Genomic DNA, 13,339 nt, shown 5'->3' on the forward strand with positions numbered 1-13,339 from the left:
CGTCTAGATTGTCTGCCGGCCGACTGGCACGCCGGGCTCGCCGAGATCCCAATAGAGGCCTGCCATCAATGCCAGGCCCTCGCGGGCGATGGAGAGGGGAAGATGCTCGTTCGGCGCATGCTGGGAGCATCCCGGATAAGAATGCGGGACCCAGATCGTCGGCAGGTCCAGGGTCTCGGAGAAGGTGTCGTTCGGCAGCGATGCGCCGAGGTTCGGCAGGATGGCCGGCGTCTTGCCGGTGGTGCGGCTGATCGAGCCGACCGCCCAACCGACCCAGGGATGCTTGGGATCGAGACGCGTCGCGTAGAAAATCTCGTCGCCTGCCTGGGCAATTTGCACCTGCGGAAAACCATGACTGTCGAAGTGCCGTCGCAGCGCCGGCAGTATATCCTTCACATCGACTCCGACGACGAAGCGTAGCTGGCAACGCGCCCAGGCGCGCGGCGGGATCGCGCCGACGGGTGTCTTGGGGTTGCCGGCTTCGAAAGCCAGGATCGCGAAGGAGCTCCAGGCAAACAGTTTTTCGGCTGGCGTCAGCCCGGGTTCGCCCCAGTTCGGATCGATTTTCGCATCGCCGTCGCCATCCTCTGGGACGCAGTCGGCAAGCACATGCCGGACATTGTCGGGGATCTCTTTCGGACACCATTCCGGGATGCGAATTTCGCCCGACGGGCCGGTGATGCTGGCAAGCGCATGGGCGAGTTGGATTGCGGGATCGGAGAGTAGGCCGCCCCAGTTCCCGGAGTGGTGCCCGCCCTTGCGCGCGTCGATCAATACATCGAAGCTGACGGCGCCGCGGGAACCCAAGAAGATAGTCGGCCGTTCGGCAGTGAGCCGCGGGCCGTCTGAGGCGATCAGCACGTCGGCGCGGAACAATTCCCTGTGCGTGACGGCGAGTTCACGCAGGCCGGGCGATATCCGCTCCTCACCCATCTCAATCAGATATTTGGCGTTGAACCCGAGCTTGCCGCGCGTTTCCAGCACGGCCTGGATGGCGCCGATGTTGACGGTATGCTGCCCCTTGTTGTCGGCGACTCCGCGCCCGTACCATCTGCCGTCACGTTCGGTCATCCGCCAGGGCGACAGGCCGTCGTCCCAGGCATCGTCAAGTCCGCGGATCACGTCGCCATGGCCATAACCAAGGACAGTCGGCCGTTCGCGATCCTCGATGCGCTCGGCAAAGAGAAAGGGCCAGCCGGTCTCCGTCAATGTGCGGCAGGTGAAACCGAGAGCCTCGAAGGTCGGCCTGATTTCGGTTTCGATATAGTCGAGCAACACCTGCCTGCGATCGGGGTTCTGGCTCTCCGTCGGCATGCCGACACGGCGCGTAAGATCGGTTCGGAACGATCCGGAATCGAAATAGGCCTCTGCTCTTGCTATGGCCGCGTCACGTGTCATGAGCCGGAGCATAACATCAGGACAGGCGCATCGAAATGCCCAACCGAATTTCGCCGCTGCCGCTCAGGCGTGCCCGGATATGGCGTGTTTCCGCCTATAGAAACAAATCGCATCCGATTAAATCGGAATGGTGTTGACATCGGTTTTGGTCGAGCGTATTAGAGCGCATCCGATTTAATCGGATGCGAATAAAACTTAAACCGAAAGGATATCACTATGACCGAGAAGCTTCTCTTTACCGGCAAAACCCACATCTCCGGCGGCCGCGACGGCTCTGCGCGCAGCAGCGACGGCACGATCGACATCAAACTGCCGCAGCCGCATCCGGCCGCCGAAAACCTGTTCGGCATCGCCTGGTCGGCTTGCTACATCGGCGCGATCGAACTTGCCGCTGCCCAGAGAAAGATCACGCTGCCTGATGGTCCCGAGGTCGATGCGGAAATTACTCTCAACGCCGACAACGGCTCCTTCTTCCTGAGGGCGCGGCTCAATGTCAGCCTGTCCGGCATTGATCGCGACATCGCGCAGGAACTGATCGAGGCAGCCCATGGCATCTGCCCTTATTCCAAGGCGACACACGGCAATATCGACGTCGAGACCAAGCTTGTCTGAGCGGGCGAGGGCAGACCTCATCGCCGGAGGATTTGATGCGGAGGGCCTGCCGGTCGGCCGGCAGACCTCTTTCTGAGGTAGCAGGCACGGGAAACCTTGCCGATCTGGAGAGCAAGCGATGATCAATAGCCACGGCCAGTCGCACCAGGCCTTTGACGAGTTTTCACATGTGCTCGACCCTGATGTCTATGAGCCGTTGCCCGATGACTGGCTGGTCGGCATCACTGATGTCGTCAACTCGACCACGGCGATCCGGTCGGGGCGCTATGAAGACGTCAACTATGCCGGCGCATCTGTTATCGCCGCCCTCGGCAATGCCTGGGGATCGTTCGATTTCCCCTTCGTGTTTCGCGGAGACGGGGCAGCATTCGCCTTGCCGCCGCAGGGCATCATGGCGGCGACATCGGCATTGCGGCAGGTCGCAGGCTTTGCAAGAGCCGATCTCGATCTAACCCTTCGTATCGGGCTGCTGACCGTACGCGAAATCCGCACCAGTGGGCGCGACGTCAGAATTGCGCGTTATGCCGCCTCCGAGAACGCGACCTATGCGATGTTTACAGGGGGCGGGCTCAAATGGGCGGAGCAGCAGATCAAGAACGGCCGGTATCTGGTCAAGCCGGGCCGCTACGCGACGAAGCCCGACCTGACCGGTCTCAGCTGTGACTGGACCCCGTTCCCAAGCCAGCGGGGCGAGATACTGTCGCTGCTGGTCGAGCCTCGCGATCATCTCAGTCCCGAGGTCTTTGCCGCCATGGCAAAACGCGTTCTTGCGGTTTTCGATGCCGCGCCGCGCCAATCTCATCCGCTTCCCGGTGGCATTCCCACCGATGGAGACAGCGGGAAGCAGGTCGATGCGAAAGGCTGGTCGGAGGTCGCCGCCAATTCGGATTTCCGCAAGTTCGATGATGGTTTGCGTTTGACGCTGGACTGTACGCGCGAACAGATCGACAAGGTCGAAGCGATCCTCGTTCCGGCGAGGGCGCGCGGTGAGATCAACTTCGGACTGCACCGCCAGTCGCATGCGCTGATGACCTGTCTTGTGCCATCGGACAGGCCGGATTCGCACCTGCATTTCCTCGATGGAATGGGCGGCGGCTATGCCAGCGCCGCCGAGAAGATGGAGGAAGGCGCGCTTGGCGATGTCGTCCGGCATCATGCGCCGTCGCTCAGGACCCAGCCGGCGCGGGATCATCGCCGCCAAGAGATCTAAGCGGGCTTCCCCGTTTCCCGGCTGACAAGGTTTGCGAGCATTTCGCCGAGCTGAGGCGGCGCCAGCTCGGCTTCACCTTCTATCGCGGCGAGGCTAAACCATCTAAGCTCGGTGTGTTCGTCATCGACCAGCTGCGGATAGCCATGCCACTGATCGATGCGATAGACATGGAAGGTGGCGGATGCCTCAGGCAGGCCCTCCGATGCGAACTTTCCCGCAAACTGCCAGCGCTGCGGCATCACGCCTATTTCTTCCATCAATTCCCGGCGCAATGCCGTCTCGGCGTCTTCGCCGTCTTCGATATGGCCGCCCGGCAGGCTCCAGCGATCCCGGTGCACCTTGCGCCTGGAACTGCGTCTGGCCAGGAGAATGGTCCCATTCTGAATCAAGGCGCCCATCGCGATCTCGGGCATCTCGTCTTCTCCGTTATGTCATGATGCCGGGATCACGATTTTTCCGGCTCGGGTTGCGTCGATCGCAGGAGGTTGTCGCGCAGCCGCGTCACCGATTTTTGCACGACGGGAAAGTCGTCGCCGAGCCCGGTGGCGGCAATCATGGGAGCGACGGGATCGCCGTCAAGAAGAGTGCGCCCTGCCGGCGTCAGGCTCACCCGCACCTGCCGCTCGTCTGCGGGATCGCGACGACGCGTGATGTAGCCAACCGATTCCAGCTTCTTGAGGATGGGCGTCAGCGTATTGGATTCGAGAAACATCTTTTCTCCCAACGCCCCGACCGTCTGATCGTCCTCTTCGGAAAGGGCGACGATGACGATATATTGGGTGTAGGTCAGGCCAAGCTGATCCAGGATCGGCTTATAGGCGCGGCCGAAGGCAAGATTGGCCGAATAGACCGCGAAGCAGAGGAAATTGGAAAGCTTGCGGCCGCCCTTGCCCGCCTGCGGAGAGGTGGGCATATTCGGCCCCTTAGCTGCTTTAGATGTCGGCATCGGTCCATCCTGTCCAAGCTTTCTGACAATAAGATCTATATAAATCGCATCCGATTAAATCGCAATAGTGTCGAAGTCGGTTTTCGATCCCGCCGTTTGTGGTGACTCGACAAAGATCAGCGGAAACTCCTAGGAGGCTTCCCATACTTCTTGCGAAAAGCGGTCGCGAAATGGGCGGAGTCGGAGAACCCGATTTCAAAGGCGATCGCCGTCATGGGCAGTGTGCTGTTTTCGACCAGAAACCGGCCATAGCGCAATCTCGTTTCAACGATAAAACGCTTCGGAGTCATGCCGATATTGTCCTGGAACAGACGCGCGAACTGACGTGGTGACAGGCCGACCAGAGAGGCCACCTGTTCCGGTGAGACATCGCGGCCTTTCCGACTCTCGATGAGAACGACGGCTCGCTGAATACGCGAATCTTCCGTGCGGCGAAATGTTGTGGCGCGGCCGTGATCGAAGGCGCTCATGTGCTTCTGCTCCGTGAGCGAAAGCTGGTGCACGGCTTTGGCCGCCCGATCCGGCCCGCAATGCGTGCGGATGAGCTCCGTCATCAGCGACAGGATCGATACGCCGCCAGGCACGGTAATGCGGCCGTTTTCGATCAGGAAGTCATCGCGCGTGGAGAAGGCAAGACGCGGGAAGGCAATGCGGAAATCCTCCGCGTGAAAGGGATGGACGCACGCCTTGCGCCCGGCAAGCAGGCCCTCCTGCGCCAAGACGAAGGCGCCCGTGCAAACGCCAATGACCGGGACACCCGCCGATGCCGCCACCCTGAGATAGTCGCGATGCTTGCTGGGTGCGGCGCGCAGATGTGGCAGGAGGCCACCGATAACCACGACGTAGTCGAAGTCGGTCGGGTTAATGTAGGGCGCATCGGCGTGAACCCGGATGCCGCAGCTGGCGACCGCCGCATGGCCCGGAGCCCCCATGATCGACCAGCGACAATGCAATGGACGGGAATTGTCGGCAAAGTCCGCCGCATGCCTGAGAGGCTCGACGATACCCGTCAGCGACATCATCGGGAATGTCGGCCAGAGGAGAATGCCGACGGAGAGATCGGCCTTTCGGTCGCGTGCGACCAGAAGCCGCTCGGCCCAAAGATCATCGAGCCAGCGCACATAGTCCGGCTCGTTGGCAGATATTTCGGACGGTTCCTCGGATGTGATCATGGTGTGTGGCGATGATAGAGTCATCATGTCCTTTTTTCAAAGAAAATGTCCGATTTATAAAATTCAGTAGCAGCCTTCAGTGTCAAGTTTCCTCTCGTCGAACGCGACATCCGGGGACAGAAACCACCGGACCGGGGAACCAACAAATCAAGGATCAGAACAATGGCACTTTCTCTTTCGAGAAGGATGGTGACGTGCGCTCTGCTGGCAGGCAGCTTCATGTCCCTTTCATCTATCGCCAATGCTTTCGAACTTGCCGAGCAGGGCAAGCTTACGGTTGCCTTCACCGGCGACATGCCCGGCTCCGGCTGGCAGGACGGGAAGCTGGTAGGCTATGACGGTGAAATCATGCAGCGCATTGCCGACAAGCTCGGCCTCAAGATTCAGCCTGCGCTCATGGAATGGTCGGGTACGATCGCCTCCGTTCAGTCAGGCGCGTCGACGTCATGCTCGGCACCATGGGCTGGACCGAAAAGCGCACGAAGATCATGACGCTGTCCGAGCCGATCCACTACTTCAAGAACGGCATCATGCAATCGACGAAGACGAGCTGGGACAAGCTTTCTGATCTGGAAGGCAAGAAGATCGGCACGATCACCGGCTTTTCGTTCGTCCCGGAATTGAAGAGCGTCAAGGATCTCCAACTCTCGCTCTACGACACGTCCGACGCGGCCGTGCGCGATCTTATCGCCGGGCGCATCGACGCTGTCATCGGCGATCCGCCGGTGATCTCCTACGCCATCAAGCAGAACCCCGATTGGAATATGCACTTCCTCGCCTTCACCGATAACAGTCCGGATTTTCCGCTGCTGACCGGTCTCGGCCAGGTCGTCTATGGCCTCAACCAGAAGAACGACGATCTGCGCCAGAAGATGGACGCCATCATCGCCGACATGTGGAAGACTTGCGAGATGAAGGAAATCGGCGCCCGCTACGGATTGTCCTCGGATGTCTGGTTCAAGCCTGTGGGTCAAAATTTCCGCGCCGGCGTCGATCGCCCCGCAGATTACAAGCTGCCGTCCTGCGCAGCTGGCGGCTGAACGAGCGTGCGGACGGAAGCTGCAATCGGCGGCTTTTCGTCCACCCTCTAATCGCATAAGGAAACGGCGATGAATGCGCTTCTGAGCGTTGCGGGCCTGCGCAAGAGCTATGGTCCTATCGAAGTTCTCAAAGGCATCGATTTCGATGTCGCGCCAGGTGAGAAGATTGCCCTGATCGGCCCATCCGGGTCTGGGAAATCCACCTGTCTGCGCTGCATGAATTTTCTCGAAAAGCCCAGTGCCGGCGAGATCCACCTCGATGGCGAGCGGATCGGTGCGCGCAACGGCCGTATCATGAGCGATCGGCAACTTGCACCGCAGCGCGCCGAGATGGGCATGGTCTTCCAGCTCTTCAATCTCTGGCCGCATCTGTCGGTGACGGAAAACGTCGCGATCGCGGCGCGCAAGGTGCGCGGTCTGCCTGCCGCCGAGGCACGCGAACTGGCTTTGGAAATGCTGGCCAAAGTCCATATGACGCACCGCGCCGACGCCTCACCGCTCGAGCTGTCCGGCGGCCAGCAGCAGCGTGTCGCGATTGCGCGAGCGCTTGCCCAGAAGCCAAAGCTCATGCTGTTCGACGAACCGACATCCGCACTCGATCCCGAACTGGTCCAGGAGGTTCTGAAAGTGATGGAGGAGTTGGCAGCCGAAGGGCGCACGATGCTGATCGTCACGCACGAGATCGCGTTTGCGCGCGACATTGCCGATCGCGTCCTGTTTCTTGACGGCGGCACGATCGTGGAATCCGGCCCGGCACGCCAGGTCATAGCCGCTCCCCGCGAGGCGCGCACGCAAGCGTTTCTCAACAAGATCCGGCACTAGGCGTGTGATGATTGGATTTTCCGTATTCTTCTCGGTCGTCCAAGGGCTCGTCGCCGGGCTTGGCGTAACCGTTTTCGTCACGATCGCCTCGCTCGTGTTCGCAGCCGCCTTCGGGTTCCTTCTCGCTCTGCTCAGACAATTTGTCGGGATCAAGTTCATCAATCTCGCGATCGATGCCTGCTGCGAGATTCTCTGCAATGTGCCGGCCTTGACGCATCTGTTCATCCTCTACTTCGGGCTTGCCAGCCTCGGCGTGAAATTGACGTCAATCACGGCGGCCATCCTGGGCCTCGGGCTCATCGGGGCGGCGATCACCTGTGCAATCTTTCGCGCCGGTTTCGCCGCGCTGCCGAGCGGGCAGGCGGAGGCGGCTCTTGCTGCAGGGCTGACCCCACTCCAGACCATCTTTGAGATTCTGACGCCGCAGGCCATGCGGATAGCGCTTCCGGGGCTCGGAAACTACGCGGTGCAACTTCTCAAGGACACGTCCGTCGTCTCGGCCATTGCGGCGCCTGAAATCATGTTCTTCGCCCGTTCAATGGTGACGTCGTCCTTCCAGACAACAATGATCTATGCGACGGCGGCGGCACTCTACCTGTTGCTGAGCCTGCCATTGATGCAGGCAACGCAGTTCCTCGAAAGACGTTACGGGAGATTGAAAGGATGAGTGCTTTCCTGGCGCCCTATGGCGATTATGGTGCCGAATGGCTGCCTCTGCTGCTGCGGGCGATGGTGAATACGGCGCTGCTTTCCGTTTGTGCCTTTGCCCTGGCATTCGTTTTCGGCCTGCTGCTTTCGCTCTGCCAGAAATCCGGTTTCGCAGCGCTGCGGTATTTTGCGGCTCTTTATGTGACGATGGTGCGGGGCGTGCCGCTATTGGCGGTTCTGTTTCTGCTTTATTTCGGCTTGCCGGGCATCGGGGTCGTCTTCGATGCTTTCGGTGCGGCGATCGCCGGCCTGGCTTTGTGTTTCGCGGCCCAGGTCGCCGAGCTTTTCCGCGCCGGTCTGAAGGCTATACCGGCGGGGCAGAGCGAGGCAGCGCTGGCCGCGGGCTTCACTCCGGCCCAGAGCTTCGTCTGGATCATCCTGCCGCAGGTCGCGCGTGTCATCCTGGCGCCGATGATCGTCACCTTCGTCTCGCTGCTCAAGGATTCTTCGCTCGCTTCGCTGATTACCGTCGACGAACTGGTCCTCACCGGGCGGTCCATGGCGACGGAGTATTTCCTGCCCTTGCAAATCTACATTGCCGTCGGCCTCTGCTATTTCGCGATAGCCTGGCCGTTCTCGGTCCTCTCGCGCCGGCTAGCCCTTCCGGCCGCCCGCTAACTCGTCATCACAAGGCCAAGACCATGACCACTGAAACGACCGTTGCCACGGGCAACGCACGTCGGCATGCAACGCAATCGCATGAACCTCGTTGGCCGGTGATCCTCATGACGCCCGACGTCAGCGAGGCGCCCGATGCGCCGACCGAGACGGAGTATGTGGTGCGCGCCAACTATGCGGATGCCATAGCCGAGGCAGGGGGAATTCCTTTGATCCTGCCTTACAACACCCGGAACCTGGCATCGGCGTTGGCACTCGCCGATGGGATCGTTCTCACCGGTGCGCGGCCGGGGACCGAGGTGACAGGCGCGCGCAGACAGTTCGAAATTCAGCTGGTCGAACAGGTCTTGAAAACGGGCAAGCCGCTTCTCGGCATATGCCACGGCATGCAACTGATCGGTGAATACCTTGGGGGCGAATTTCAAACCGAGCTGCCGGCCGCCGCCGTATCCCACATCCCGCAACATATCCCCGACGTTTTGGCGCACGAGATCACGATCGAGCAAGACAGCGTGCTGATCGATTGGGTGGGGAAGGGGCCGGCACGCGTCAACAGCCTGCACCGGCATGCTTTGGCCGGCCAAGGACGCTTCCGTGTCGCCGCGCGGGCGCCGGACGGAACCATCGAAGCATTCGAAGGGGACACGGACGGCTTTTGCCTCGGCATCCAGTGGCACCCCGAATACCGGCTGAGCGAACTCGACAGGAATATCATGAGGGCCTTCGTCGACCGCAGCGCAGAAGCAGCAGTCCGTAAGGCACGCAGTGCTTCATCGGCTGGAAGCAATCGTGTGCGCGAACGGCTGGCACAGCTTGAGCTTGCTCTGCCTGAAGCATCCTCGCCGCCAGGCGCATTTTCGGGTGCTGTGCGGACCGGCAGTATCATCACCGTTTCAGGTCAGGTGCCATTGCAGGACGGTGTGGTGCTGCGGACGGGACATCTCGGAGCATGCGTCTCCATCGAAGAGGGGCGAGAATGCGCGCGCTGGGCGCTTCTCAATGCGCTTGCACAGCTGGAAGGGGCTGCGGGCGGCTTTGACAACATCCTGGGCTTCGTCCGGCTCGCGGGCTATGTCGCGGCGGATGCTGCTTTCGAGCGCCACGGCGCCGTCATCGATGGAGCTTCCGAATTGCTCCGAGAGCTCTTCCCGGATCGATGGGCGCATGCCCGCATCGCAATCGGCGTAACATCCCTGCCGCGCGGGGTTCCTGTTGAAGTCGAGTTGACGGCCGTCGTCGGCGACGAGGCTTGAGATGGCACGCGTTGCGGTGATCGGCGCCGGCGTCATAGGGGTATCGTCGGCCTATCTTCTGGCCCGGGCGGGGCATGATGTGACACTTATCGATGCGGCAAGCGAGCCTGGCATGGGGGCGAGCGCCGGCAACGCCGCGCAGCTGTCCTGGGCCTACGGTGACGCAATGGCATCACCAGCCCTGCTGAAGCATCTGCCAGCGATTGCGATGGGCCGCGATCCAGCCTTCCGAATCCACTGGCAACTCGATCGGGACTTTCTCTGCTGGGGGCTGAAATTCCTTGCCAATACACCGTTCAGACGTTGGTGGAGCAATACGCAGGAGATCCTGCGCCTTGCCGAGCAATCCCGTCACGAGCTCGCAATCCTGCTTAAGGAAACCGACATCGAATTCGACTATCGTGTCGCCGGAAAACTGCACCTCTATGCCGACCGGCAAAGTTTTGCTGCCGCCGATTCCAGTGTCGCGCGCAAGAATGCTCTCGGCTTCGAACAGCGCCTGCTGACGCGGGTGGAGGCGGAAGACGTCGAGCCTGCGCTCGCCGCATATCAGGGAGAGATTGCCGGGGCCGTTTACACTCCCGGTGATGCCCTTGGCGATGCGGCCGGATTTTGCCGCCAGCTCACCGCCTGGATGATCGAGCGCCGGCAGGTCTCGGTGCTCTTCGGCAAGAGGGTCTCGAGCTTCGTCCAAATGGGAGGCGTGCTGACAGGATTGAGGTTTGAAGACCGCGATGAGCTTCGCATCGACGCGGCCATCGTTGCGGCAGGACCGCAGATCCGTTCCCTTATATCCGATTTGCCCGAGGCTCGCGACATACGCCCCATCAGAGGCTATTCGTTCACCGTTCCAAGAACTGGCCTTGCACCAAGTATCAGCCTGACAGACGTCAAACGAAAGCTTGCCTTTGCGGCAATTGGCGATCGTTTTCGTGTCGCCGGACTGGCAGATATCGAGCGTCCAGGGGCCGGTTTTGATGCCAGACGTTTCGACACGCTCAAGCTGGCCGCGTCTGCAGTGCTGCCCGACCTTTTCGAGCGATCGAACGAACTGATGAGATGGTCGGGCGAGAGGCCTATGACACCGACCTCCAGGCCCGTTATCGCCGGTTCCCGACACATCAAAGGTCTCTACATCAATGCCGGTCACGGCATGCTGGGTTGGACACTCGCATTAGGCTCTGCCCGCCGCGTGGTCGATCTCGTTCAACAAGTCGGTGGCTGGCGCCGCCCGGTGCTATAGTAGCGGACGCCATTCCGCCTGTCGCAGTGTGGATTGACCTTAGAACAGGATGATTTTAGGCCGGGTCGGCCTAAAATCTGAATCCTGTTCTAAATTAAAGAGTTAGAGCATGATGTCGCCCGAAAACCGCTCACACTTTTCGGCATCATGCACTAGCCGAATTTCTCCGTCGTATCGGCCTTGCCGAACACCCAGTAGCCGGAAGCCTTGATCCAGCCGAGCGGGCAACCTCGTTCCAGCAGGTAGGCGCGGATATCGCGTGTCACCGAGGCTTCCGCCGCGACCCAGATGAAGGTTTCCGGTTTGATATCGACCGCACTCAAGAGTTTCAGCAGCGCTGCGGCATCGGTTGCCTGAGAGAGAGGCCGGTGCGCCCAGTTGAGGTGCAGCTCGGCTGATGTCTCGAAGGTCTGCTCTTCCAACGGGCCGGTGACGGCTGCGATTGTGGTGATAACGGTTCCGGCGCCGCTTTCCTCTATCCGGCGGCCGATCGCCGGCAGTGCTGTTTCGTCGCCGATCAGCAGCCATCGTTTGACAGTCTTCGACACTACGGCGGAGCCTCTAGGTCCGCCGATCTCGAGTTCGTCGCCTGGGCCGGCGTCGATCGCCCATTGCGTCACCGGACCTGCCTCATGCAAGGCAAAGTCGATGGTCAATCTCCGCTCGGCATTGTCATAGCGGCGCGGCGTGTAGTCACGGCGCTCTTTTCCACCGCCGGCAGTGGGAATGAAGATCTTGATGTGGTCGTCAGCACCGAGACTGATGAAATCGGCGAGATCGTCACCTGCCAATACGACCCGGCGCATGCTCGGAGTGATATCGACGACGCTTTCGACTGTCAGCAAGCGCCGCCGCGTGTCGTGGCGAATCCGCTCTATGCCAGGGATCGATGAAGCTTGATCTTTGAATTGATTGTTATCCATGTGTCCTTCCGGGGCTTCTGAAGCTCGATCCGCAGGACACAGTCGCGTATGATCGAAGCCGCAAAGCCGTTCGATCATACGCGTTGAGTGACGTTAACGCTTACGTGGCCGGGTGACCCGACCATTGACGGCATGATGTAGCCGACGGCGGCGGCATGTGCAACCGCAAGGTGGTCAACAAGGGCGATGATTGCCAAAGTTTAACTTTCCGGTGCCGTTCCGGTTGGGCAATGATCGGCCGATCAGCGGTTATGGAGAAGACGATGGACAGCAGAATCCAGGACGTGCTCGACATCTATCACGCGATGATCGAGACGGAGCATAACAGCCCGCGCGAGCTGCCTCACGGGGGGCGCGATGGAGGACAGGATCAGCGGCTGCGCGCGGTCGGGCCCGCGACCGGGCAGTTCATCAATATTCTCGCCAAGAGCCTCAAGAGCCCGACCATTCTCGAACTCGGCACCTCCTTCGGCTATTCCGGGATTTGGCTGGCGGAAGCCGCGCGCGCCTCGGGCGGCCGGCTGATCACCATGGAAATGCACGGCTACAAGTCGGCCTACGCATGCGACATGGCCGTCAAGGCAGGGCTCGCAGAGCATGTGGAATTCAAGGTGGGGATGCGGTCCTGATGATCGGCGAGCTTTCCCAGGGCATCGACTTCGTTCTGGTGGATCTCGGGAAGGATCTCTACGTTCCCTGCCTCGAAGCCTTCTACCCCAAGCTCAATCCGGGCGCGATCATTGTCGCCGACAACATGCTGCGCCCGGGGGGCGATGATCTCAAACGCTACGGAGAGGCTGTCCGTGCCAAGCCAGGGATGTCAAGCGTGCTGCTGCCGGTCGGCAGCGGGCTTGAGGTCAGTCGGTTCGATGGAGGCTGAGGTGAGATCAGCGGCCATTTTGTTTTTAGTTGCAGCAAAAAAGATGACACGTTTGAAGCTAATTTCCGACACTTTCCCGATCAAAACTCCGCCATCGCGAGCTTTGGAGATGTGATGTCGGGCATTCTGATCGCCACCCTGTTGGCAACGGTTTCAGCAAAGATTCCTGCCGGATTTTCCAGCGGTGACCTGCTCTATTCTGACTGCGGCGGCTCCCGGCAGTTTGTCGTCGGATATGTCGCGGGTTGGTTGGACAAGTGGAACCGGGACGAGTATTTGGCCCGCCGTATTTTCACCGAAGTCGTTCCTGCGCCGAAAGCAATGGTGAACTCGGCGTATTTCGCCAACTCCGTTGGGGTAAACGTCTGTGTGCCGGTTGGAACGACCGCGGAAGCAATCGGCAATACGTTGTGTACATTCCTCGAAGAGAATCCCGGCATTCGCGAGGCCACCGGCGACGAGCTGATGACGACGTTGATTGCCTATAAATATCGCTGCCCCGTGCCGTAAGAAC

Annotated in this window: 13 protein-coding genes and 2 pseudogenes; 10 read left to right on the forward strand and 5 right to left on the reverse strand. The window is 60.4% G+C overall.

Annotated features, from left to right (window positions below):
- Positions 1-3: 3 nt before the first annotated feature.
- Positions 4-1,398, reverse strand: coding sequence for a M20 family metallopeptidase (locus tag RWJ89_RS32135; RefSeq protein ID WP_316031981.1), 1,395 nt, complete (start codon positions 1,396-1,398; stop codon positions 4-6).
- A 216-nt stretch (positions 1,399-1,614) separates the two neighbouring features.
- Here RWJ89_RS32135 and RWJ89_RS32140 point away from each other — a divergent pair, with 216 nt between their 5' ends.
- Both RWJ89_RS32140 and RWJ89_RS32145 read left to right on the forward strand, forming a co-directional pair.
- Positions 1,615-2,010, forward strand: a complete 396-nt coding sequence (locus tag RWJ89_RS32140; protein WP_025394996.1) for an Ohr family peroxiredoxin — start codon at positions 1,615-1,617, stop codon at positions 2,008-2,010.
- 118 nt (positions 2,011-2,128) lie between these two features.
- Positions 2,129-3,220: a DUF3095 family protein gene (locus RWJ89_RS32145; RefSeq protein ID WP_131642556.1), complete on the forward strand. Its 1,092-nt coding sequence runs from the start codon at positions 2,129-2,131 to the stop codon at positions 3,218-3,220.
- On the opposite strand, the gene RWJ89_RS32150 is transcribed toward RWJ89_RS32145, so the two are convergent.
- From RWJ89_RS32150 to RWJ89_RS32160, 3 genes are all read right to left on the reverse strand, one after another.
- Positions 3,217-3,633: an NUDIX hydrolase gene (locus RWJ89_RS32150; RefSeq protein ID WP_316031982.1), complete on the reverse strand. Its 417-nt coding sequence runs from the start codon at positions 3,631-3,633 to the stop codon at positions 3,217-3,219. The genes RWJ89_RS32145 and RWJ89_RS32150 overlap by 4 nt on opposite strands.
- Before the next feature lie 32 nt (positions 3,634-3,665).
- Positions 3,666-4,166 (reverse strand): MarR family winged helix-turn-helix transcriptional regulator, encoded by a 501-nt coding sequence (locus RWJ89_RS32155; protein ID WP_131663603.1) that lies wholly within the window; start codon positions 4,164-4,166, stop codon positions 3,666-3,668.
- A 116-nt stretch (positions 4,167-4,282) separates the two neighbouring features.
- Complete coding sequence (locus RWJ89_RS32160; RefSeq protein WP_131663778.1) at positions 4,283-5,338, reverse strand: GlxA family transcriptional regulator; 1,056 nt, start codon at positions 5,336-5,338, stop codon at positions 4,283-4,285.
- A gap of 162 nt (positions 5,339-5,500) precedes the next feature.
- Here RWJ89_RS32160 and RWJ89_RS32165 point away from each other — a divergent pair.
- From RWJ89_RS32165 to RWJ89_RS32190, 6 genes and pseudogenes are all read left to right on the forward strand, one after another.
- Positions 5,501-6,378 (forward strand): annotated as a pseudogene (locus RWJ89_RS32165) (ABC transporter substrate-binding protein).
- Positions 6,379-6,447: 69 nt separating this feature from the next.
- Positions 6,448-7,200, forward strand: a complete 753-nt coding sequence (locus RWJ89_RS32170) for an amino acid ABC transporter ATP-binding protein (RefSeq protein WP_131663601.1) — start codon at positions 6,448-6,450, stop codon at positions 7,198-7,200.
- A 7-nt stretch (positions 7,201-7,207) separates the two neighbouring features.
- Complete coding sequence (locus RWJ89_RS32175; protein ID WP_131663600.1) at positions 7,208-7,867, forward strand: amino acid ABC transporter permease; 660 nt, start codon at positions 7,208-7,210, stop codon at positions 7,865-7,867.
- Positions 7,864-8,526: an amino acid ABC transporter permease gene (locus tag RWJ89_RS32180; protein ID WP_131663599.1), complete on the forward strand. Its 663-nt coding sequence runs from the start codon at positions 7,864-7,866 to the stop codon at positions 8,524-8,526. Before RWJ89_RS32175 ends, RWJ89_RS32180 begins: the two co-directional genes overlap by 4 nt.
- Positions 8,527-8,549: 23 nt before the next feature.
- Positions 8,550-9,779, forward strand: a complete 1,230-nt coding sequence (locus RWJ89_RS32185) for an Atu1372/SO_1960 family protein (protein ID WP_221943960.1) — start codon at positions 8,550-8,552, stop codon at positions 9,777-9,779.
- Position 9,780: 1 nt separating this feature from the next.
- Positions 9,781-11,022, forward strand: coding sequence for an FAD-dependent oxidoreductase (locus tag RWJ89_RS32190; protein ID WP_221943951.1), 1,242 nt, complete (start codon positions 9,781-9,783; stop codon positions 11,020-11,022).
- Between the two features lie 152 nt (positions 11,023-11,174).
- Here the strand turns inward: RWJ89_RS32190 and RWJ89_RS32195 are convergent, their stop codons facing one another.
- The gene (locus RWJ89_RS32195; protein WP_168284357.1) at positions 11,175-11,945 is read right to left on the reverse strand and encodes a siderophore-interacting protein; all 771 of its coding nucleotides are present in this window, start codon (positions 11,943-11,945) and stop codon (positions 11,175-11,177) included.
- Between the two features lie 263 nt (positions 11,946-12,208).
- Between RWJ89_RS32195 and RWJ89_RS32200 the strand changes: the two are divergent.
- A pseudogene (locus RWJ89_RS32200) lies at positions 12,209-12,825 on the forward strand (O-methyltransferase).
- A gap of 114 nt (positions 12,826-12,939) precedes the next feature.
- Entirely contained in the window at positions 12,940-13,335 is a 396-nt protein-coding gene (locus RWJ89_RS32205; protein WP_003540671.1) for a hypothetical protein, read from the forward strand.
- Positions 13,336-13,339 lie beyond the last annotated feature (4 nt).

It is taken from the genome of Rhizobium sp. 10PS4 (assembly GCF_032464805.1).
Classification (GTDB): domain Bacteria; phylum Pseudomonadota; class Alphaproteobacteria; order Rhizobiales; family Rhizobiaceae; genus Rhizobium; species Rhizobium laguerreae.